General features: G+C 39.5%; 12 protein-coding genes. 9 read left to right on the forward strand and 3 right to left on the reverse strand.

Annotated elements, in window-relative coordinates; genetic code table 11:
- Nucleotides 1-2: 2 nt before the first annotated feature.
- From M2408_RS21770 to M2408_RS21780, 3 genes are all read right to left on the reverse strand, one after another.
- Entirely contained in the window at nt 3-3,356 is a 3,354-nt protein-coding gene (locus M2408_RS21770; protein WP_259186602.1) for a SusC/RagA family TonB-linked outer membrane protein, read from the reverse strand.
- 304 nt (nt 3,357-3,660) lie between these two features.
- Nucleotides 3,661-4,788: a FecR family protein gene (locus tag M2408_RS21775; RefSeq protein ID WP_259186603.1), complete on the reverse strand. Its 1,128-nt coding sequence runs from the start codon at nt 4,786-4,788 to the stop codon at nt 3,661-3,663.
- A 113-nt stretch (nt 4,789-4,901) separates the two neighbouring features.
- Nucleotides 4,902-5,474, reverse strand: coding sequence for an RNA polymerase sigma factor (locus tag M2408_RS21780; RefSeq protein ID WP_259186604.1), 573 nt, complete (start codon nt 5,472-5,474; stop codon nt 4,902-4,904).
- Nucleotides 5,475-6,029: 555 nt separating this feature from the next.
- On the opposite strand from M2408_RS21780, the gene M2408_RS21785 reads away from it, so the two are divergent.
- From M2408_RS21785 to M2408_RS21825, 9 genes are all read left to right on the forward strand, one after another.
- Nucleotides 6,030-7,016: a LacI family DNA-binding transcriptional regulator gene (locus M2408_RS21785; RefSeq protein ID WP_259186605.1), complete on the forward strand. Its 987-nt coding sequence runs from the start codon at nt 6,030-6,032 to the stop codon at nt 7,014-7,016.
- Nucleotides 7,017-7,189: 173 nt separating this feature from the next.
- On the forward strand, nt 7,190-9,541 hold the full coding sequence (locus M2408_RS21790) for a GH92 family glycosyl hydrolase (protein WP_259186606.1): 2,352 nt from the start codon (nt 7,190-7,192) through the stop codon (nt 9,539-9,541).
- 21 nt (nt 9,542-9,562) lie between these two features.
- Entirely contained in the window at nt 9,563-10,282 is a 720-nt protein-coding gene (locus M2408_RS21795; protein ID WP_259186607.1) for a basic secretory family protein, read from the forward strand.
- A 10-nt stretch (nt 10,283-10,292) separates the two neighbouring features.
- On the forward strand, nt 10,293-12,587 hold the full coding sequence (locus M2408_RS21800; protein ID WP_259186608.1) for a GH92 family glycosyl hydrolase: 2,295 nt from the start codon (nt 10,293-10,295) through the stop codon (nt 12,585-12,587).
- Nucleotides 12,588-12,840: 253 nt separating this feature from the next.
- Complete coding sequence (locus tag M2408_RS21805) at nt 12,841-15,129, forward strand: GH92 family glycosyl hydrolase (RefSeq protein ID WP_259186609.1); 2,289 nt, start codon at nt 12,841-12,843, stop codon at nt 15,127-15,129.
- A 176-nt stretch (nt 15,130-15,305) separates the two neighbouring features.
- Entirely contained in the window at nt 15,306-15,668 is a 363-nt protein-coding gene (locus tag M2408_RS21810) for a hypothetical protein (RefSeq protein WP_259186610.1), read from the forward strand.
- Between the two features lie 147 nt (nt 15,669-15,815).
- Nucleotides 15,816-16,922, forward strand: coding sequence for an efflux RND transporter periplasmic adaptor subunit (locus M2408_RS21815; RefSeq protein ID WP_259186611.1), 1,107 nt, complete (start codon nt 15,816-15,818; stop codon nt 16,920-16,922).
- Nucleotides 16,923-16,935: 13 nt separating this feature from the next.
- Nucleotides 16,936-21,486, forward strand: coding sequence for an efflux RND transporter permease subunit (locus M2408_RS21820; protein WP_259186612.1), 4,551 nt, complete (start codon nt 16,936-16,938; stop codon nt 21,484-21,486).
- Between the two features lie 278 nt (nt 21,487-21,764).
- On the forward strand, nt 21,765-23,285 hold the full coding sequence (locus M2408_RS21825) for a DUF6377 domain-containing protein (protein WP_259186613.1): 1,521 nt from the start codon (nt 21,765-21,767) through the stop codon (nt 23,283-23,285).
- Nucleotides 23,286-23,382 lie beyond the last annotated feature (97 nt).

Below are 23,382 nucleotides of genomic sequence, written 5' to 3' on the forward strand. Positions count from 1 at the left end.
TATTAAAATGTTGCGTTAAGACTAAAAGTTACCTGCCTTGAAAAAGGATAATTTGTTCCTCGTTCTTGACGGATACTAGAAATGATAAATGGATCAGATACATCCAGTCCTATGTTGATGTTTTCGAAGCCAATTTTCTTTACCCAGTTCATGTAGCGAAAATCATATTGGAAGTTGAAACTTCTCGCATATATGGTGTTTTCATCTTGGACAAACCGGGATGTTTTATAGGTTGGGTTTGTATTTAAAAGGCCCTTGAATGGCACATAATCGCCGGGATTTTGCCATCGGCCAGTATAGACGCGTTCGTCAACATTATATTTGTAACTGCTGGTTTCGACTCGTTCAGCTAGAGTTCTATTGTAAGCCTGACCGCCAAAACGGTAACCCAATGAAGCGGTAAATGTAAATCCTTTGTAGCGTATCATGGTGTTGAAATTACCCCAAACTTTAGGGTCCGTATTTCCGACAGCAGTAACATCTTTTGAGGCCCAGGTGTAAGTTGGTGTGCCGTCAGCAGCGAGATAAAGCTCTTTACCTGTGCTCGGGTCTATTCCGAGGGATGGGACTACCCAAATAGCGTTGCTAGAATATCCCTCGATATACATTTTGTTGGCATTATAGAGATCCCCCTGAAGTGTTTTCTGTGCGTCTTTTAATGCTTGTGAAGTTTCAAGTACTTTATTTTTGTTATGTAATACTGACCCCGAAACTGACCAGGTTAAACCGGTTGGCTTTTTCATCAGATAGACTGTCGCATATAATTCGAATCCTTTATTCCGTAATTTTCCGATGTTGGCTGTATAATAGCCTACACCACTTGATGCGGGGGTATTAACGGACGAAACGAGGTCATTGGTATTTTCAATATAATAGTTGGCCTGTAACGTTAAATAACGGTCGAAAAGGTCGATATCGGTTCCGATATTGTATTTAAGCACCTGCTGCCATTTTAGATCCGGATTGCCGAGGCCCAAGACATAAGCTCCCAGCCAATTATAATATCTATCGGAAGTGTAGTAGCCATAAGTTGTCAACGCCTGGTAAGTATTGAATTTTGTAGACCCGGACGTCCCTACTGACCCACGCAATTTAAGTCGGTTGACAACCTCATTCTTTTTAAAGAACTTTTCTTCGTGCAAATTCCAGCCGAGACCTGCTGACCAAAAAGGCGCAAAACGCTTGTTGGCACCAAATTGTGATGAGCCATCCATACGAAATGTACCGTCAATAAAATAACGGTTATCAAAGTTATAATTGGCATTTCCAACGAAACCTACTGTACGATAGTAGTATTCGTTTCCTGAAGGTTTTCCATCTTTCATATATTGCAGTGCCATCGATGGAAAATCAAGATCACTGTTTGGAAAACCTTCTGCGGCGTTTGTTAGTTGCGAGGTGTTATCCTGAAAAACATTCGCCTCTGTTCCGACAAAAATCTGATGTTTTTCTTTTATTTTTTTGCTGTAGGATAGATTTAAAGCTCCCTCGTATTTCATTCCACGATTGAGACCAATCCAATAAGCTCCTTTTCTAAAGACATCGACTCCAGTATAATTGGCAAAGTCAGTATGTTCTGCCGGTTTAAACGCATCGGACTGTTTATCCGATTTCGTAAAGCTAAACTTTCCTATTAATCTAAGCCCCTCTTGTATAGACCATTCGACAGCGGTTTGATTGGTGATATCTGTTTGATCTCCTTTGTCAAATGTTTTTAGAGTAGCATTATATAATGGGTTCGTTGGGAGGGTAGTCCATATATTTGAATAATCAGTTGTACCCGGATCACCCAATACTTTATTTACATTTCCATCTTTATCATAAGGGCGCCAATACGGATTGAGGTCGAAATAATCACTGAATGATCCATATGGCGACTGCTGATTCTTAATATTATTAATGTTTAAATAATTTCTAAATATTAAATTTTTGTAGGTGTAAGATAGGGTGATAGATCCATTCAGTGTATTTCTGGAAGAACCTTTCATTACACCGGCTGTATTGTTATTTTGAATACCGGCTGAATATCGGAACTGGTTATCACCGCCTTCCAATCTTAAATTACTTCTTAAAGCATAGGATGTGCGCAGTGGAATAGCCATCCAGTCCGTTTCTACGCCGCTATTAACTTCATCTAACAGAAAATTATAATAACGTTTATTCGGAATGTCTGTACTTGCGTTTGGAGAGTCATAAAGTCCGGTAATACGTTCCAACTCGAGTTTGTTTCTTGCATTAAGGAGGTGGTAAGCTGATAAGTCAGCATTTTCAACCTTTAGTTCTGATCCAAAACTTAAACGTAATTTGCCCGGTCTCGGAAGTTTTGTTGTAATGACGATGACACCATTTGCACCTCGGGAACCGTAAAGTGCAGTCGCTGCGGCGTCTTTCAAGAGGGTAATGGAAGCGACATCATTTTCATTAATATCGATAAGTGCCTGAAGCGATGTCTGGAAACCATCTAAAACAATCAGCGGTGTGTTAAGCTGACTTGCAGATTCGCTTTGAATTTCATTCACATTTGGGATACTGGAATTTCCCCGCATTTGAATTTCTGGAAGTCGATTAGGATCGTTACCGAAAAGATTATTCTCGATTATATTAAACGATGGATCAATATTACGTAAGGATGTCACAAGGTTTCTCGCACCATATTGTCGCAATTCTTTTGTCGTAATTGTACGTGATGCTCCTGTGAAACTTTTGTCTTCCTTCTTAAAAATACCTGTAGAAACAACAGCTTCCTCAAGGGCATTTTCTTGTTTTTTTAAGCGGATAACCATTTTATCCTGGTTTAAGCTCGCTTTAATTTCCTGCCTTTCGTAGCCTAAGGAAGTTATGACTAGGATTTCGTTTAGTGAAGATATTGGCAATGCAAAGCTGCCGTCAGGTAAGCTCATTACACCTTTTCGTGCATCTTCTTTAAGACGAATTGATGCACCTGAAATTGGTTTTCCTTCGCTGTCGATGATTCTTCCTTTGACGTATTGCTGCTGTATAGTAAATACGATCCTATGAGCGTCCGACGGTGCTAAGGTAAGCTGTTTGGGGGGCATCATACTTTTTTTGATCACTACCGTTTTATCAAAAAAGTCATAAGACAGATTTGCTTTGTTAAGAATAACATTTAACGCTTGTTTAAAGGGGGTATCCTTAATTTCAGCAGTTAAGTCGATGATCTGGTTGATCTCATTTTTCTTGTAAAAAAATGAATAACCGCTCTGTTTTTCGAGATTTTTCAAGATCGATTCCAGACTCGATTTTTGCTTTTTTAAGCTAATCTGTTGGGCATAGGTGTTTGCATCTACTTGCGAGAGACCTAGGCCTAGTAGTAGGGTGATTAAGTTGATCCTCATGAGAGATCTGGATAAAGGGCGCGCACAAAGAGGCTTTTGTTTTTCATAAATTCGCCATATATAGGACGCTAGGTTAGCATCCAAATTGGTCGAACGAAAATCTTTCTCCTTCTTAATGAACGGAGTTAAGGTAAATTTCATTAAATTCGTTTGGTTTTAACGTGTTAATAATTTAGAAGTTAGACGATACTTTAATACCAATAAGTTGGACGGGTTCTGCGCCAACAGGGTCCGTCTTTATTGATATCAATAGCTAGGTATTAGGGTGGTAGTTTTTCGCTTTTCATTTCGGTAATAGTTTTGGTTATGTGATGATTAAGTTGATCCTATTATTCTTCCCGACAATTGCTTTTGTTTGAATATTTGCATAATTCAAAAGCTGAATAAGCTTATCTAAACTTAAATTGCGGGGAATTTTTCCGCTATATTGACTTGCATTGCTCGTTCCATTATACGTGACATCTATATCATACCATCTAGCGATTTCTTTAAATACCTCAGATGTGTTTGTCCCATCAAAACAGAATTGACCGCTTTTCCAACTAAGCACTTGGTCTATATTGATGGTCTTCGAACGGAGTTTCCCGTCCGCGGAAAATGCTTGCTCGTTGGGCCTTAATTTAACTGCACTGTGCTGTTTGGAAACAATCACTGAACCTTCTTCTAGACTGGTACGGACATCTTCTTCATCTGAATAGGCATTGATATTAAATTTTGTGCCGAGTACCTTCGTTTGTTGGTTTTTTGTCTTAACAATGAAACCTTTGTGGTCTTTTGTTTTTGTTACCCGAAAATAAGCTTCACCTTCCAACTCGACGATACGGTCTCCCGATTCAAATGAAGAAGGATAAGTTAGCTTCGAATCAGCATTGAGACTAACCAATGTGCCATCTGCTAAAACGAGTTCATAGGTTGCTCCTTTAGGAGTTTTTAATGTGTTTTGTTGGGGAATATTTTTTCCGGTATAGACATTTCGATAGCTGATTTTCCCCTGAGCATCTTTTGTTAGAATCGTTTCTCCGACTTGGATTGTCTGATTTAGCGATAATTCATCCAGATTGATCTGTTTACCATCTGCTAGGATGATAATAGCCTTTTCGCTTCCGGGGGGAATCGATGCTAGTAGCTTGTTGGAAGCAATGTGCTCTGCTGCAGGCCAGTATTTATAGGTGAAAAAAGCGATTATCAATACGGCTGCCGCTGTACTGATAATCCTTATGTACTTTATATTATTGGATTTTTTTTCTATTACACCAATTTCGGCTAACAAGCGATTTTTTACATTCTTTTGGATGGTGGAAAACTGCTCTGCGGGTATTTGACCGGCCGATTGCTGATCAAACCACTTAAAAAGCTGTTTACGTTCCTCAATATTTTCGGATCGGCTCAGAAAACTGATAATCAGTCTATATAATTCTTTCACTTGCTTCATAAATCGCAACGTTATACTGGTTGGTTATAATACAAGTGATGTAAAAAGGAAGGAGCCTCTACTCAAAATGAAAAAAAAATATTTTTTTTTCATTAATAGAAGATTGCGGATAACTAAAAGAATAAGATAAAGTGAAATAGATTACCTGTTGCGGTGCGTAAATGGCGAATAGCCTTGTTGATATGTTTTTCTACAGTGGATTCACTGATTCCTAATTTTATTGCAATCTCTTTGTTACTCATATAATATTCGCGGCTCAACTTGAATACTTCCTGACATTTTTGAGGAAGATTTTCTACTTCTTTGGCAACAATGTCGATGATGTAACGGTAATAAAGTCGATCCTCGATTGGTATGGATTGATCTTCAAAATCAAGATATTCAATACCTTGAGTAATCTGCATTTTCATCTCTTTGCGGTAATAGGCAAGCACCAAATAGCGGCAAGAACTAAATAGATAAGCCGGAAGAGACTCTATTTCTGCAATGAAAGCCCTATTTTTCCATACTGAAATAAAAAGGTCATGTAGGATATCTTCAGCGATTTCACGACTGCTGATTTTTTTTGCTATAAAAGAAATCAGATCGGGGGCAAATAAATCATATAATACCGAAAAAGCTCGCTGATCCCCTTGCTGAATAAGGGGGAGAAGTTCTTGGTATTGATATGATTTGGTGTCTTTCATAAGGAGCTAGCAGCGAGTAAATTTAAAAAAAATTTAACATTTTCATTAAAAAATGGTAAAGTAGCTCAGATTTTTGTGTTTACTTTTGAATATTTATTAATAATCGACAAAAATCAAAGTTTTTTGATATGGATCAGTATCAGTAAATGATACTTCGTTGACCAGATAGGGCTCCAGTACGCGTGAAGTATTGATTAAGCATTGATTAAGCATTGACTAAGTCGTGTTGTAGTATCATGGTGAAGATACTTTAGCTAACCTCAAATGTTATTTTGTTAGGAAGGTAAGGACCTAGTAAATAGGACTACTGCAACCAAGAATGCTGAGTTGTTATGAGTAAGCTATTTGGTATTACACTAAAATGTAGGAACAACGAAATGCTACCAGCATAAAGAGTTTCAATTGTTGATATAAGCAACTAAATAATTGCCGTAATGTCTAAAAAAAGCACTCCGTTAATTTTACGCAAACGATTGTGTTGATATTCATTTGCCTCAATAAGAGCATATTCTTCATTTTATTTTCTAATTTCACTTAATTTTATGAAAAGCTCTCATGGCCAAATCTATTAAAGAAATTGCGCAGGAACTTAATGTTTCCAAATCTACCGTTTCGTTGGTTATCAATCATAAAGCGGAGCAGGCTCGTATCAGTAAGGAGCTTGAGAGGCGCGTGCTGGATTATGTCGCAAAAGTGGGCTATAAGCCCAATTCTTTGGCGAAAAGCTTGGCTACGGGGCGTTCGAATACAATTGGCTTGATTGTCGAAAATATAGGCGATTCCTTTTTTGGCCCTTTTGCTTTGTATGTTGAAGAGCTGCTGCGCAAGAAAAATTACCATGTATTATACAGTAGTACTTTGGGGGATCCTCAAAATGCGCAAGATATCATTGATTTCATGCTCGAAAAGAAAGTTGAAGGTATACTGTTGGCACCTACGGTAAATTTGGACGAACATCAACGAAAAATCCTGGAAAATAAAGTTCCTTTGGTCGTTTTTGACCGAAATTCACCAGAAGTAGCGACACATTATGTTCATATTGACAACGGTGATAGCAGCCGGAAGGCCTGTTTGCATTTACAGTCAATCGGATGTAAGAGTTTTGGGTTAATTACTATTGATTCGGATCAGCCTCAGATGCTGGCACGTAAAAATGCCTATTTGCAATTTTGTGAAGAAACGGGTATGCAAGCGAGGATATTGCAATTACCATATCGTCGTTTGCGACAAAAAGGTACAGCTGCTTTGCGGAGCTGGGTATCTAAAAATGTGGACTTAGATGGTTTATTTTTTACGACCAATTATCTCTGCATCCTCGGTTTGAAATCGCTTCGGACTGAAGGAGGGGAACATTTTAATTTTCCGTTGTTTTCTTTTGATGATCATGAATTGTTCGATATATTAAATCCTAAGATCTCCTGCATCCAACAACCATTGGAACCATTGGCAAAAACCTGTGTGAAGGTGTTGTTGAAAGAAATAGATAGTGGGATTACCAGTCCCAAGGAATATGTGATTTCGACAAATTTGATCAAAAGATAGTATAAATACCTGAAGCGGGATAAATCCGAAATTTGTCTTATAGAAAATAAAGCCTTATTGTAAAAAAATCATAAGACCTAATATGCGAAAGCTCCGAGTTTTTTTGATTTAATATTCTTTTTTATATCTTTACTAATACGTTTTAGTAGAAATATTTATATATATCCTAAATAATGAAGAAATCATTAAGTGTTTTTCTAGGGTCATTACTGTCCTTGGGTTTGTTTTGCGCAAAACCGGTTTTGGCTCAGAAGTTTAGAGGACAGCAAATGGAGGCTGTCGATCTGGTGAATCCTTTGATGGGTACAGAATCCAAATTTGAGCTATCCAACGGGAATACTTATCCTTCCATAGCAAGACCATGGGGGATGAATATGTGGACACCACAGACCGGGAAAAATGGCGATGGATGGCAGTATCAATATACAGCTGATAAAATCCGTGGCTTGAAGCAGACGCATCAGCCTTCTCCTTGGATGAATGATTACGGTGTTTTCTCTATTATGCCGGTTACTGGAAAGCCTGTTTTTGATCAGGATGAACGTGCAAGCTGGTTTTCGCATAAAGCGGAAATTGTGAAACCATATTATTACTCTGTGTACTTAGCTGATCACGATGTGACAGCAGAAATGACGCCGACCGAACGCGCGGCGATGTTTCGTATCTCTTTCAATAAGACGGATGATGCTTATATCGTTCTGGACGCTTATGAAAAAGGTTCAGAAGTTCAGATCATCCCCGAAAAAAATATGATCATCGGCTACTCGTCGAAATATGCGCGCGGCCCATTGCCTGAAAATTTCAAGAACTATTTTGTCCTTGTTTTCGATCAACCTTTTGCTAGTGTTGCTACTTGGGAGGGAAAAGAAAAGAAAGATGGCCAGCTGCAAATTAAAGGTGACCATACAGGCGCCATCGTTGGTTTCAAAGTTAAGGATAAATCAAAACCTGTTCAGGTAAAGGTTGCGTCCTCTTTTATCAGTGCTGACCAAGCTTTGTTAAATTTAAATGAGCTCGGCAATAAGTCATTTGACCAAATTAAGGAAGATGGACGCCAGATATGGAATACGACCTTAGGTAAAATTAAGGTAGAAGGAGATGATATTGATCAATTGCGCACATTTTATTCTACAATGTACCGTACATTATTTTTTCCGAATAAACTATATGAAATCGATGCACAAGGAAAGGCGGTCCATTACAGTCCATATAATGGTAAAACACTGCCAGGGTACTTGTTTGGTGGTACGGGCTTTTGGGATACCTTTAGAGCCTTGTATCCTTTCCTAAACTTTATGTATCCTTCTATCAATAAAGAAATGCAAGAGGGATTACTTAATGCCTATCTAGAGGGTGGGTTTCTCCCTGAATGGAGCAGCCCAGGATATGCTGATATCATGGTTGGTAACAATTCTGCTTCGGTGGTATCGGATGCCTATATGAAGGGCTTGCGTGGTTATGATATCAACAAACTATATGAGGCTCTGCAACACGGTGCAAACAATGAAGGACCAATGACAGCTGTTGGACGCAAAGGTGTTGAATATTACAATAGTTTAGGCTACGTTCCTTATGATGTTAAAATCAATGAAAATGCTGCTCGGACATTGGAATATGCTTATGATGACTTTACAATATACCAATTGGCAAAAGCATTGAACCGTCCTAAGGCTGAAATTGATCTCTATGCTAAACGTGCTCAAAATTATAAGAACTTATTTGACCCTTCCACCAATTTAATGCGTGGTAAAAATAAAGATGGTAAATTCCAAGCTCCTTTTAATCCATTGAAATGGGGGGATGCCTTCACTGAAGGTAATAGTTGGCATTACTCCTGGAGTGTCTTCCATGATGTGCAGGGACTGATTGATTTAATGGGTGGAGAGAAAACTTTTGTCAATATGTTAGACTCTGTATTTGTTCAGGCTCCAAATTATGATGATAGCTATTATGGAGGTATTATCCATGAAATTCGGGAGATGCAGGTTGCTAATATGGGGCAATATGCGCATGGCAACCAACCGATTCAGCATATGCCATATCTGTATAATTATGCTGGCCAACCATGGAAAACACAATATTGGGTGCGTCAGGTTATGGACAGAATGTATAAGCCAACTCCGGACGGTTATTGTGGCGATGAAGACAATGGTCAAACATCGGCGTGGTACGTATTTTCTGCTTTAGGTTTTTATCCGGTTTGTCCTGCGACAGACGAATATGTGCTCGGGGCTCCTTTATTTAAAAAAGCTACATTGACTTTCGAAAATGGTAAGACATTGACAATAGATGCACCTAAGAATTCGAATGAAAACGTTTATGTCAATGCGCTACAGTTGAATGGAACAAATTATGGTAAAAACTGGTTAAGTCATAAGGCACTCCATGAAGGTGGGAATCTTAATTTTGATATGACAGCTAAACCAAACTATAATAGGGGAACAACCTTGAGTGCAGCTCCATATTCGATGACAAGTGAATTCAAGGATGGGCTGAGTTCAAAAAAAACAAAAAAGAAGAAATAAGAAAATAACAATAACCTAATTATGAACTTTAAATATTTGAAAAGAACACTTGCTGTTGCGGCTTTAATGTATTCTTGTTCGCTTTCCGCACAAGATAATTGGCAGCATACACAAAATGATCGCAAGGTGGCTGTAGATGTCGACAGTATCACTAAGGGAGGATATACCTTGATCTGGATCAATAAAGACAAAGATTTTAATCCTGCATTAAAGGAAAGATTGGTAGCAGCCTATTTTACTAATTATCCAAAGCTGGCAAAAAAATATAATAAAAAGACCATAAAAAAGGTGTCTTTTGTTATTGATCCAGATTATAAGGGTGTGGCCGCAACAGCTGGAGGCATTGTACGATATAGCCCGGAGTGGTTTGCTAAAAATCCGGGTGATATCGATGTTGTTACCCATGAAGTGATGCACATTGTTCAGGCTTATCCTGATGGGGCCGGACCTTGGTGGGTAACCGAAGGGATCGCAGATTTTGTTCGTTTTGACGACGGATTAGATAATGCCGGAGCAAATTGGAAATTACCTGAGTATACAGCGAAACAAAAGTATACAGATTCTTATCGTACTACGGCACGATTCCTCTATTGGATTAACAAAAATGTGAAAAAGGATTTTGTTAAAAAATTGGACGGAGCAATGCGGAGTAAAACGTATACAGATGATTTCTGGAAAGCGCAGACCGGAAAAACGATTGACGAGTTATGGAGTGCTTATAGTCAAAATCCAAAGATCTAATCCTTAAGCGATGAACATAAGAAGTTTAGTTTGTTTCGGTTTGCTATGTGTCCCCTATTTATTAAGAGCGCAGGAAGCCAAATTGATTCAGTATGTCAAACCACTGATCGGAACGGCTCGAATGGGACATACTTTCCCCGGTGCGACAGTTCCTTTCGGGGCGGTGCAGCTAAGTCCAGATACGGATACCTTATCCTATGCTGTAAATGGACGGTACAATGGTGATGTGTATAAATACTGTGCTGGCTACCAATATGGTGATCCAACGATTGTTGGCTTTAGCCATACACACTTTAGTGGTACTGGTCACTCTGATCTTGGAGATATATTAGTCATGCCAACCCAGGGGAAGGTGCAGCTCAATCCAGGAACTGCAGATAAACCTCAGGAGGGGTATAGATCTCCCTATTCGCATGCTAATGAACGTGCTGAGCCCAACTACTATAGTGTTTTGCTTGATAAACATCAGATTAAAGCAGAATTAACAACAACAACCCGCGTAGGAATTCATCGTTATACCTTTCCGAAATCAGATGCTTCACATCTTGTGGTGGATTTAGCCGCTGGAATTTATAATTATGACGGTAAAAATGTTTGGACGGTTGTCAAGGTATTGAATGACTCGACTTTGGTAGGGTATCGCCAGACGAATGGATGGTCCCGGACACGTACGGTGTATTTTGCGATAAAGACATCCAAACCTTTCAAAAACTATGGCGCTAAATATGAAGATGGGAAATCAGTGTATAACGGTTTTTGGCGTAAGTTTGACCAACAACACAATTTCCCCGATCTAGCCGCTCACAACATCAAGCTACATTTGGACTTCGACACTAAAGCCGACGAATCTATTCTGATGAAAGTTGCGCTGAGCCCAGTAAGTATGAAGAATGCACTCAACAATATGGAAGTTGAAGCTCCGAACTGGAATTTTGATGGGTATGTGCGTGCAGGACAAACGACATGGGAAAAAGAACTTCACAAGATTGAAGTGGATATGTTGAACAAGGAGGATCTAGTCAATTTCTATACTGCTATGTATCATGCGAGTCTGATGCCAACCATTTATATGGATCAAAATGGTGAATATAAGGGATTGGATCAGGAGATTCATCAGGCTAAGGGTTTTACGAATTATACTTCGTTTTCACTTTGGGATACGTTTAGGGCATTCCATCCGCTTCTGAATCTGATTAACCCTTCGCGCAATGCAGATATCGTCGCGTCGATGATGGCGCATTACGATCAGAGCGTATTGAAAATGTTGCCGATCTGGTCACATTATGCCAACGACAATTGGTGTATGAGTGGTTATCACTCTGTATCTGTCATTGTTGATGCCATATTGAAAGGCGTGTATAAAGGTGATCCCGAAGCGGCATTACGAGCTTGTGTACAAACTGCAAATACCCGTAATTATGAAGGAATAGGAGCCTATATAGATAAAGGGTATGTTCCGGATGATGTATCAGGTACTTCAGTTTCCAATACACTGGAATATGCTTACGATGATTGGTGTATTGCTCAATTGGCAAAGAAGCTGGGTAAAGAAGATATCTACCGTACATTTTCGAAACGTGCTGAGAGTTGGAAATCGCTTTATGATCCGGCGATTGGCTTTATGCGACCAAAGAATTCTCAAGGGAAGTTCAAGGAAAAATTTGATGTATTAGATACCCATGGACAAGGCTTTATCGAAGGGAATTCCTGGAATTATAGCTTGTATGTCCCACATCAACCCCGTGAGATGATGGAGCTTATGGGTGGTCAAAAGAAACTGGAAATCTATCTGGATTCTTTATTTACAATGGAACTTCCCGATAAATATTTTGAGCATACTGAGGATATCACCCGGGATGGAATTATTGGGAATTATGTACATGGAAACGAGCCTTCACATCATGTCGCTTATTTGTATAACATGACCCAGAGCCCTTGGAAAGCGCAGGCACGTCTACGTCAGATTATTCGAAATCAATATCATAATGGACATGCTGGGTTGGGTGGAAATGATGACTGTGGACAGATGTCCGCCTGGTATCTGTTTACAGCGCTTGGATTTTACCCTGTAGCACCGGGCGAAGATGCCTATTGGATTGGAAGCCCATTGGTGAAATCTGCAAAGATCAATCTAGAAAACGGGAAAAGTATTGGCATTACTGTGCGTAACCAATCTGAGAAGAATGTATATGTTAAATCGGTAACCTTGAATGGTAAACTCCTGGACAATTTGAAACTATCGTATAGTAGCCTAACGAATGGTGGTGAATTGATCTATACAATGAGTAGTAAACCGCGTAAATAGCATATTTGTCCATACGCATGATAAAATTCAAACAGATGCCAAACGATATCAGATAGAATGGGTAAAACCGCGTTTGATCATGTTTTACAAGATACAATCCCCTATTCAAGCAACCACTTGAATAGGGGATTTTTTGTAACCATCTTGTGAAAATAGGCTTGTTATCCCCTATATTTAAATTTCTTATTTATATTTACTAATACGTTTTAGCTTTTTGATGAATTTTAGGACGGCTTCAACCAAAACAAGAATTATGTTTAACATTAAAAAAATAACAGGCGGTATCCTTTTTCTTTTTGCGTCTCATGTAAGTTTAGCGCAACAATCTTCTCCCGTAGACTATGTAAATCCCTTGATCGGTACAGAATCTAAATACGAGCTGTCGAATGGGAATACCGATCCTGCCATCGCGCGTCCTTGGGGAATGAACTTCTGGACACCGCAGACAGGTAATATGGGTGACGGTTGGGTATATACCTATACTGCGGATAAGATCAAAGGATTTAAGCAAACGCATCAACCAAGTCCTTGGAATAACGATTATGGACAGTTTTCATTGATGCCCATGACAGGTAAACCGCAGTTTGATCAAGAAAAACGGGCAAGCTGGTTTTCCCATAAAGCCGAGGTTGTGAAACCTTATTATTATAGTGTTTACCTGGCAGATCATGATGTCACTACTGAGCTTACGCCTTCCCAACGGGCTGCGGTATTTCAATTTACTTTTCCCAAAACAGAACAGGCTTATGTGATTATTGATGCCTTTGATAAGGGATCGTATATCAAGGTTATTCCTCAAGAAAATAAAATTATCGGTTATTCGACCAAAAATAGTGGTGGTGTTCCAGATAATTTTAAGAATTATTTTGTCATAACTTTTGATCGACCTTTTTCGTATAAAGCCGGTGTAAGGAATGGCAATATCAAGGATAATGAATTGGAAATTCAGGATGATCATGCTGGAGCGATTATTGGCTTCCCTTCTTTACAAAGAGGAGAGAAGGTGATGGCAAAGGTTGCTTCCTCCTTTATTAGTTTTGAACAAGCGGAGCTTAATCTCAATGAAGTGAAGTCTAAAACATTTGAGCAGGTCGCAGATGAAGGTAAACAACAATGGAATGAGGTATTGGGGCGTGTTCAGGTAGAGGATAAAAACGTGGATCGTTTGCGTACATTTTATTCCTGTCTCTACCGTTCAACATTATTCCCACGAGATTTCTCCGAAATTGATGGTTCAGGAAGACGAATTCATTATAGCCCTTACAACGGCCAGGTCTTACCTGGCGAAATGTTCACAGATACAGGTTTTTGGGATACATTCAGAAGTTTATTTCCACTTTTGAACTTGCTCTATCCATCTATAAATGATCGCATGCAGGAGGGCTTAGTGAATGCCTACAAGGAAAGTGGATATCTGCCAGAATGGTCTTCACCGGGGCATCGTGCGTCTATGATTGGTAATAATTCTGCATCGGTAGTAGCGGACGCTTTGGTCACCAATCGAACAGGTTATGATAAAGAGATCCTTTGGGAGGCTCTGAAACATGGGGCAAATAATGCGTATCCTAAACATTCTTCTACTGGACGTTTTGGCCATGAGTACTATAATAAACTAGGTTATATTCCAGCAGATGTAAAAGTTGACCAGAACGTGGCTCGCTCCCTGGAATATGCCTATAACGATTGGTGTATTTATGAATTTGGAAAGACCTTAGGTAAACCAAAATCTGAAACAGCTATTTATGCGCAACGGGCGATGAATTACAAAAATCTTTTTGACCCAACGACAAAGTTGATGCGTGGTAAAAAAGCGGATGGTTCTTTTGTTGCGAATTTTGACCCAAGCGCTTGGTCTCGTGAATATACTGAGGGTAATGCATGGCATTGGAGTTTTTGTGTATTTCATGATCCCCAGGGACTAATAGACTTGATGGGCGGAAATAAATCTTTCGTTTCCATGTTGGATACGGTTTTTGTTATCCCAAGTTATGAAGGAATGAAAAGTCGTAGTATGATCCACGAGATGCGTGAAATGCAGGTGATGAATATGGGGCAATATGCGCATGGTAATCAGCCGATTCAACATATGCCTTACCTTTATAACTATGCCGCAGAACCATGGAAGGCACAATATTGGGTCCGTAAGATTATGGATAAACTGTATCTTCCGACACCAGATGGTTACTGTGGTGATGAAGATAATGGACAGACTTCTGCTTGGTATGTGTTTTCATCATTGGGATTTTATCCTGTTTCACCCGGATCAGGAGAATATGTTATTGGTTCGCCTCAGTTTGATAAGGTTACCTTAAAACTCGAAAGTGGGAAAGAGGTCCGTATTCATGCGAAACAGGAAAGTGTCGATCAGGTCTATGTGAATCAGCTTTCCTGGAATGGAAAAACTTATGAGAAAAACTATATTCGCTATTCGGATCTCCTAAAAGGAGCAAATCTGGAATTTAAAATGAGTACAGAACCGAATAAAAATAGAGGAATCAAGAAGGACGATGCTCCATATTCTTTCAGTAACGAAAAGTTTTAGTACGAAAGATCAGGAAATAAATTAAATAGTATAAAAAAATCACAGGTACAATTCACTTAAAAAAGTGAACCATAAAAAAACCATGATGATCAATCTATTTGCTGTCATGGTTTTTTTACACGAATAAAATAATCTTGGCTATTTAAAGTCATACCTTTGTGATTCGAAAATTCGATATGTTAGGTAAATTATTTCATCTTTTAACACTCTTTGCGTATCTCAATCTCTTGACGTATGAGTCATTCTCATCGACGACGGGGCAAGTGCTGCATGCGGGAGAAACAATGGTGGAGTATTTTCTGGATGATGTATTGGATTTAGAACCTATTCATTCTTCACAAGAAGAGAAAGTCCTATTGCAGGACGACTATCGTATATTTTCTGTCAATAGTCAGGTACTATCCATTTTCATATTTGTTTTTGGGATAGTATTTACTGCATTATGCTTTTCCAAGGATAAAATACATCCATTTTATCGGTCGAAAACTATTTGTCGACCAGGATATTATCAATTTTTATATAGATTCCGGCCTTTCTAAGGATTCTCCTATACTTTTCTATTGGAGTCTATAAAATAATAGTGTTTTTTATTTTTTCTGGTGTCCAGGGGCAGTAGCTCTGGTATCTTCCTATACAATATTATTGTAGCTCCCATCTAGTTTTACATTTTATTTTTTATCGTTTTTATGAAGAAATTATTTGCACTGTGCCTATTATTGGGTACGGTAGGGATGCTGGCTTCTTGCAGCTCCTCCAATGCTAATGCCGAGCAAAAAGAAGAAATTAAGAATATACCCATTACACCGCTTGTTGTAATGGATACGACTGTCTATCAGGAATATATTGCAGATATTCAGGCCTTGAAAAATGTTGAGATTCGATCCAAATTAAATGGGTTTCTAGATAAAATCTATGTGGACGAGGGTGCTTGGGTAAAGAAAGGTCAGATTTTATTCAGATACGATAACGAAGAGTATCGCTCGGAGGTTGCCAAAGCAAAAGCACAATATGATAATTCCATTGCTGAAGCTCAAAAAATCAAGCTTGAGATGGAAAGAACCCAAAAGTTGGTGGATAAAAATATTGTGAGTCCTTCGGAATATAATCTATTGAAAATTCAGTTGAAGGCCGCTAATTCTAAAATTGAAGAAGCTCGTGCTTTAGTTAACCAGGCCCAAACGAGATTGGATTATACGGTTATCCAGGCACCATTTGATGGCCGGATAGATCGGATTCTATTGAAGGAAGGTTCGCTACTGACGGAGGGAAGCCTCATCACGACGATTTCTGATCTAAGCCAGGTCAATGTTTATTTTGATATTTCAGAACGGGAATATCTGACGATGATGCAAGATAAAATGAATGGTAAGGAAACTCGTAAAACGGTGAAATTAATTTTGGCGAATGGGGCCTTATACCCGCATGAAGGGGTCGCGCATATTGTCGAAAGTGAATTTGAGGCAAACACGGGGTCTATTGCCCTTCGGGTGCAATTTCCAAATAAAGAACATATCCTGAAGCACGGTGCTACTGGTAAGATTGCTGTGCCGATGGAAACTGGAGAACATGCATTTGTACATCAGAAATCGGTATTCGAGATACAGGACAAGACTTATGTTTATACCATGCAGGCCGATAGTACGGTCAAGATGACACCTTTTGTTGCTGGTCCTCGTGTAGGCCATTATTACATTGTTGAGGGAGGCCTTGATCCAAATGTTAAAGTGGTTTATGAAGGCGTGCAAAATTTGCGTAATGGAATGAAAATTAATCCAAAATTGAGGAAGCTGTAGCGGAGGATAAATTATGTTTGAAACATTTATAAAAAGGCCCATATTATCGCTTGTAATATCGGTTTTTATTACACTCTTAGGCTTACTGGCATTATTTACGTTGCCGATTACGCAATTTCCGGATATTGTACCGCCGTCGGTGGTTGTGAATGCCAACTATACTGGTGCGAATGCCGAAGTAAGTACTAATGCTGTCGCTATTCCATTGGAAAAGGCGATCAATGGTGTTGCAGGGATGACCTATATGAACTCCGTATCTACTAATAACGGAAGTACGGTGATACAGATTTTCTTTGAGGTAGGAACGGACCCGGATATTGCTGCGGTCAATGTTCAGAACAGGGTAACGACTGTATTGGATGAATTGCCTGAGGAGGTTATTAAAGCTGGGGTAACGACAGAAAAGGAAGTCAACTCAATGTTGATGTACCTGAATGTCTTTACTGACGATGAAACTGCAGATGAACGTTTCATCTATAATTTTGCTGATATTAATATCTTGAAGGAACTGAAGCGTATCGAAGGTGTCGGGCTAGCCCAGATTATGGGCATGCGTGATTATGCGATGCGTGTATGGGTAAAACCCGATCGTATGGCGGCATATAATATCTCTGCCGAAGATGTGGTAGCGGCTTTGCGCAAACAGAATATTGAGGCTGCACCTGGGCAAACTGGGATTAGCTCAGACAAAATGCGTAATATGCAACAGTACGTCTTGCGTTATCCAGGAAAATTCACAGAGATTGATGAATATGCCAATGTGCCTATTCGTGCAAATTCCAATGGTTCGATCATTCGTATCAAGGATGTAGCAGACGTTGAATTTGGCTCTCTGGATTATGAAATGGTCTCCAAAACAGACGGACGCCCATCTGCGTCTATCATGTTAAAACAGCTACCAGGATCAAACGCACAAGAAGTTATTCAACGGGTAAAAGATCGCATGGCTGAATTGAAGCAGAATTCGTTTCCAGCGGGTATGACCTATACCATGGGCTATGATGTATCACGTTTCTTGGATGCGTCTATTTCATCGGTTATAAAGACCCTGTTGGAAGCATTTCTATTGGTTTTTATCGTAGTTTTTATCTTTTTACAGGATTTTAGAGCGACTGTTATTCCAATTCTGGCGGTACCGGTATGTCTGATTGGAGCCTTGTTTTTCATGCAGATGTTAGGCTTTTCAATCAACTTGTTAACACTATTTGCCTTGGTATTGGCAATCGGAATTGTGGTCGACAACGGGATTGTGGTCGTGGAAGCGGTTTACGCCAAGATGGAGGAAGAACATCTACAGCCCATGGAAGCGACCTTAGAAGCCATGAAAGAAGTTGGCGGTGCTGTAGTGGCGATCACGTTGGTGATGTCGGCAGTTTTCGTTCCTGTTGCCTTTCTTTCAGGCCCTGTGGGTATATTTTATAGGCAATTTTCGCTGACTTTAGCCGCGGCTATCGTGATTTCAGGTATAAATGCCCTAACGTTGACACCTGCGTTATGTGCGCTTTTCTTAAAATCACCACATGATCGCAAACCATCCAATAATTGGTTGGATCGTTTTTTTAAACAATTCAATGCTATTTACGACCGAACCGCTTTCGGATATAAAGGAATATTGATGAAAACAAGTGCTAGACGCGGACTCACACTACTATTGTTGGGTGGATTCTTTGTTGCTACTTGGGGAAGCAGTGCAATATTGCCATCGGGTTTTATTCCAACAGAAGATCAAGGTATGATCTATGTCTCGGTAACTACACCTCCGGGGGCAACAGTAGATCGTACCGAGCGCGTATTGGATAAGATTGATTCCGTTGCACGCAAGTTGGATATTGTCGAAACAGTTTCAACCTTATCGGGATATAGTATCGTTACAGAGGTCTCCGGTGCATCTTATGGGATGGGGATGATTAACCTTAAACCTTGGAAAGAAAGAGATCAGACGGTCGATGATGTAATCAAGGAATTGCGGGAGAAAACAAAGGATTTTGTAGATGGGCAGATTGATTTCTTCCCTCCACCGACAGTTCCGGGATTTGGTAACTCTTCAGGCTTTGAATTACGGTTGTTGGACCGTAGCGGTAATGAAGATCTCAATAAGACGGCGGAGGTATTGCAGAAATTTATGGCGGATATGGAGAAAAGTGAAGTCATTCAGGATATCAGTTCCAGTTTTGATGTTAACTTTCCGCAGTATATGCTGAAAGTAGACTATGATATGGCTGCAAAGAAGGGCATATCGGTAGAAAATGCAATGAATACCCTACAAACCTTGATGGGGAGTCTCTATGCAACAAATTTCATCCGTTACGGGCAAATGTATAAGGTAATGGTACAGGCAGGACCTGAGTATCGCCAGCGGCCTGAGGATGTACTCCGTCTATATGTAAAGAATGAAACGGGAGAGATGGTACCTTATAACGCTTTTATTTCCATGGAGCGTATTTATGGTCCAGAGCAGATTACCCGTTATAATATGTTTAGCTCAGCAATGGTGACAGGTCAGTCTTCTCCTGGATTTAGTTCAGGGCAGGCGATCGAGGAAGTTGAAAAGATTGCATCTTCTTTGCCACAGGGTTACAGTATCGAATGGTCCGGGATGACGCGTGAACAGAAGATTTCAGGAAATCAGGCCCTGTATATTTTTGCGCTCTGTTTACTCTTTGTTTACCTGTTGTTGTGTGCTCAGTACGAAAGCTTTTTATTACCATTACCAGTTCTCCTCTGTTTACCTGCCGGAATTTTTGGCGCCTTTATTTTCCTGAAAATATTTGGCTTGGAAAACAATATTTATGCTCAGGTCGCGCTAGTCATGCTGATCGGTCTTTTGGGTAAAAATGCGATCCTAATTGTGGAATATGCCAATTTGAAATATAAGCAGGGAATGGATATTGTGACTGCTTCAATTGAGGGGGCTGTCGCACGTTTACGTCCTATTTTGATGACTTCTTTCGCATTTATTGCTGGATTGATTCCATTGATGATGGCTAGTGGCGCTGGTGCTTTGGGGAATCGGAGTATTGGTACAGCTGCAGTCGGTGGGATGCTTATCGGGACGATATTAGGCGTTATAGTTATCCCGGGGCTGGTTATCTTATTTTCAAAAAAAGAGAATAAAAAACAGGTTATTAAGCATACTTCGTTAGTGATCGCTGCGCTTATTCTTTTTGGTAGCTGTTCTGTCCCCAAGAAGGCGGCACAACCCGAGAAAATCGCCATACCGACAGCATTTTCAGAAAGGACAGCTGTTGATAGCGTAAATGTAGGGAATCGGTCCTGGCGCGAGATTTTTAAGGATCCACTTTTAGTTGCATTGATTGATTCCGCATTACAGCATAATATTGATATTCGTCAATCGATCTTACGGTTAGAGTCGGCGCAAGCTTATTTTAAACAGCGGAAGGCTGCATTGGGCCCTACTCTAGAAGCAGCTGTTGAGGGTGGGATTCGCAAATATGGACACTACACGGAATCGGGTATTGGTAACTATGATTCAAATTTTTCGAGTAATTTGAAAAATGATGAAAAACTGCCAGAGCCATTTATCCCGGATTATTTTATTGGACTTCGTTCATCTTGGGAAATTGATCTATGGGGTAAATTAAAAAGCCAGAAGCAAGCTGCTTATTTTGGTTTTTTGGCTGAACAGGAAGGAAAGCGTTTGTTGGAAACGGAATTGGTGTCCAACATTGCAACAGCCTATTATGAGTTAATGGCCTTGGATCAAAAGATCAAGGTGTATAATCGCAATATTGAACTGCATACGAATGCCCTTGAAGTGGTGGAGGTAAAAAAAGATGCCGGTTATGCTACGGAACTGTCCGTTCAGCAATTCAAAGCACTATTGGCAAATTCAAAATCTGCTCAGGAAAAATTAAGTCAGGAGATTGCGCTATGGGAACATCATATCAACGGATTGCTGGGACGGTATTATCAACCGATCAAGCGCAGTGAATATGTTGAGAACACAAATCTCTACCATGCGATGACCTTCGGGACGCCAGACGATTTGGTTAATCAGCGTCCGGATATTAAAACAGCATACCTGAAGATGATGGCATCATCAAACAATCAGGAAGCATCACGACTGGCTTTTTTACCTTCGGTGGCGATTAGCCCCTTTGTCGGTTTGCAGAGTTTCAGTTTCAACAAGTTGTTTAATTTGGACAAATCTATTGCCTATAATTTATTTGGTGGTATCACGCTGCCTATATTAAATCAGAGACAATTGAAAACACAGTATGAAGTTGCAAAAGCCGATTACGGAATTGCTTTTTTAGACTATGAAAAATCTGTTGTGAATGCTTATAACGAAGTTTCTAATGTCATTATGACCCAAGAGGCAATCAGTAGACGTAGAACATTTGTGGACGAACATGTAAAAGCCTTGGACCTTTCCATTGAAGCAGCACAAGAGCTTTTTATTGCTGGGCGTGTGACATCGCTGGATGTGGTTACAGCGCAAAAAGAATCCTTGGAAGCCCAGATTGGAAAAGTTGAACTGGAGAAAGAAAATACCTTGAACCAGATTTTACTTTATAAAGCTTTGGGAGGAGGGTGGAAATAAACCCGATGTTCAGCTAATTAGGAAAACTATTTTTCATGCGATAAAGAATTAATTTGTTAATTCTTAGACCCCAAAAAAAGGGTCAGGGAAAGAGGCCGTCGTGAGATGTCCTCTTTTTTATTGTTATTTTTATGTAGTTTAGCTTTGACTATGTTGAACCTGACTTTATTATGTTGCAACGCATTTTTGTTTTCATTTTTCTATTTCATTTAAGTTTTTTATTAACTGCACAGGACTATTCGGATAGTACCAAGATTTTTCAACGGTTAGAATATCTAATGGAAAATCAGAAGATGTATGTTAAAAATCGGGAAGACAAATTGGATAAACTAAAACAAGAGGCGAAAGCACTTGAAGCCGACCAAATCCGTTTTTTTGAGAAGAATTATGAAATTTTTGAGAACTATAAAAAGTTCGATTCCGATGCTGCACTTACCTATATCACGCTTTGCCAAAAGTTAGCTCCAGCCAACAATGATTCACTTCATACAGTTATTCAATTAGATTTAGCCTGGGTTTATTCGACGATTGGACGTTATATTGAAGCATCAAAATTGTTGAACCAAATTAGCCCCGCGGGCCTTGCTACCAAACTTTTAGCCAAATATTACGATACCTATAGTTCATTTTATAGTCATTATGGACAAAGTAACAACCGTCAGGAATATTATCAGGCAAGTGAACGCTATCGAGATTCACTATTACAGGTTTTACCGAAATCTTCATTGGAATATCGGACGACCATTGCGATAAAGACCTTATTTAATGGCAGTCGGGAAGATGCGAAAAAACAGTTTTTCAAGCTTTGGACCGAAAATCAGAAAGACTTGGAGCAGCGTGCCTTATTGTCCTATTTTATTAGCTTGATCTATAAATACGAAAAAAATACGGCCAGTCAACTTTATTATCTGGCTGTTTCAGCGAGTGCGGATATTGAGATGGCAAATCGAGACAATGCGTCATTTCATGATTTAGCACTAGCTTACTATGATAAACAGGATTTTGATCGTGCCTTTCGCTATATTGAAAAAACGATTGATGATGCGATGTTGTGTAAAGTACGTTATCGGATTATTGAAGGCACTTCTTCCTACCCGATCATTAATGCTGCATACCAACAGAAAATTAATAGTCAGAATAAGCAATTGACCGCCTTGGTTGTTGTAGTCAGTATTTTGTTGGTCGGTGTAATTATCGGCTTGATTGTAATCTATCGTCAAGTCAAGCATTTGCGGAGGATCAGATCGGAATTGTCAGGAACCAATCAGCAGTTGCGGTCGTTGAATACTGAAATCAATCAAACGAATTTAAAACTCTCAGAATCCAACCACATTAAAGAGGAGTATATTGCGCAATTTTTTGATATGTGTTCAAGTTATATTGACAAAATGGAGGATATACGGAAAGCATTGCTGAAAAAGGCATCCAATCACCAGTGGGAAGCAATCCGGGAGCAATTGAAATCGACACAGATGGAGGAAAGGGAGATACAACAACTCTATATCAATTTTGATCGGATCTTTTTGAACCTTTATCCAACGTTTGTTGATGAATTTAATGCCCTTCTTCAGGAGGACGAGAAGATATATCCGAAGAAAAACGAATTGCTCAATACAGAACTGCGTATTTTTGCCCTAATTCGTCTAGGAATAGATGACTCGGTTAAGATCGCTAGTTTTCTTCGATATTCCCTTCGTACGGTTTATAACTATAGGACCAAGGTACGTAACAAAGCAGCTGGTCATCGCGATGCCTTTGAGGCTTCTGTTTGTCAAATTGCAACTATTGATCGACCTTAATATCCACTGATAAATACCGAATAATAAATAGTATAAGCCTGTATTCGATCTCTTCTTAGTACTTTTTATCTTGTTTTTGTTTTTATAATTTATTGTT

Origin of the sequence: Sphingobacterium sp. BIGb0165 (assembly GCF_024810095.1) — a bacterium.
GTDB lineage: Bacteria > Bacteroidota > Bacteroidia > Sphingobacteriales > Sphingobacteriaceae > Sphingobacterium > Sphingobacterium detergens.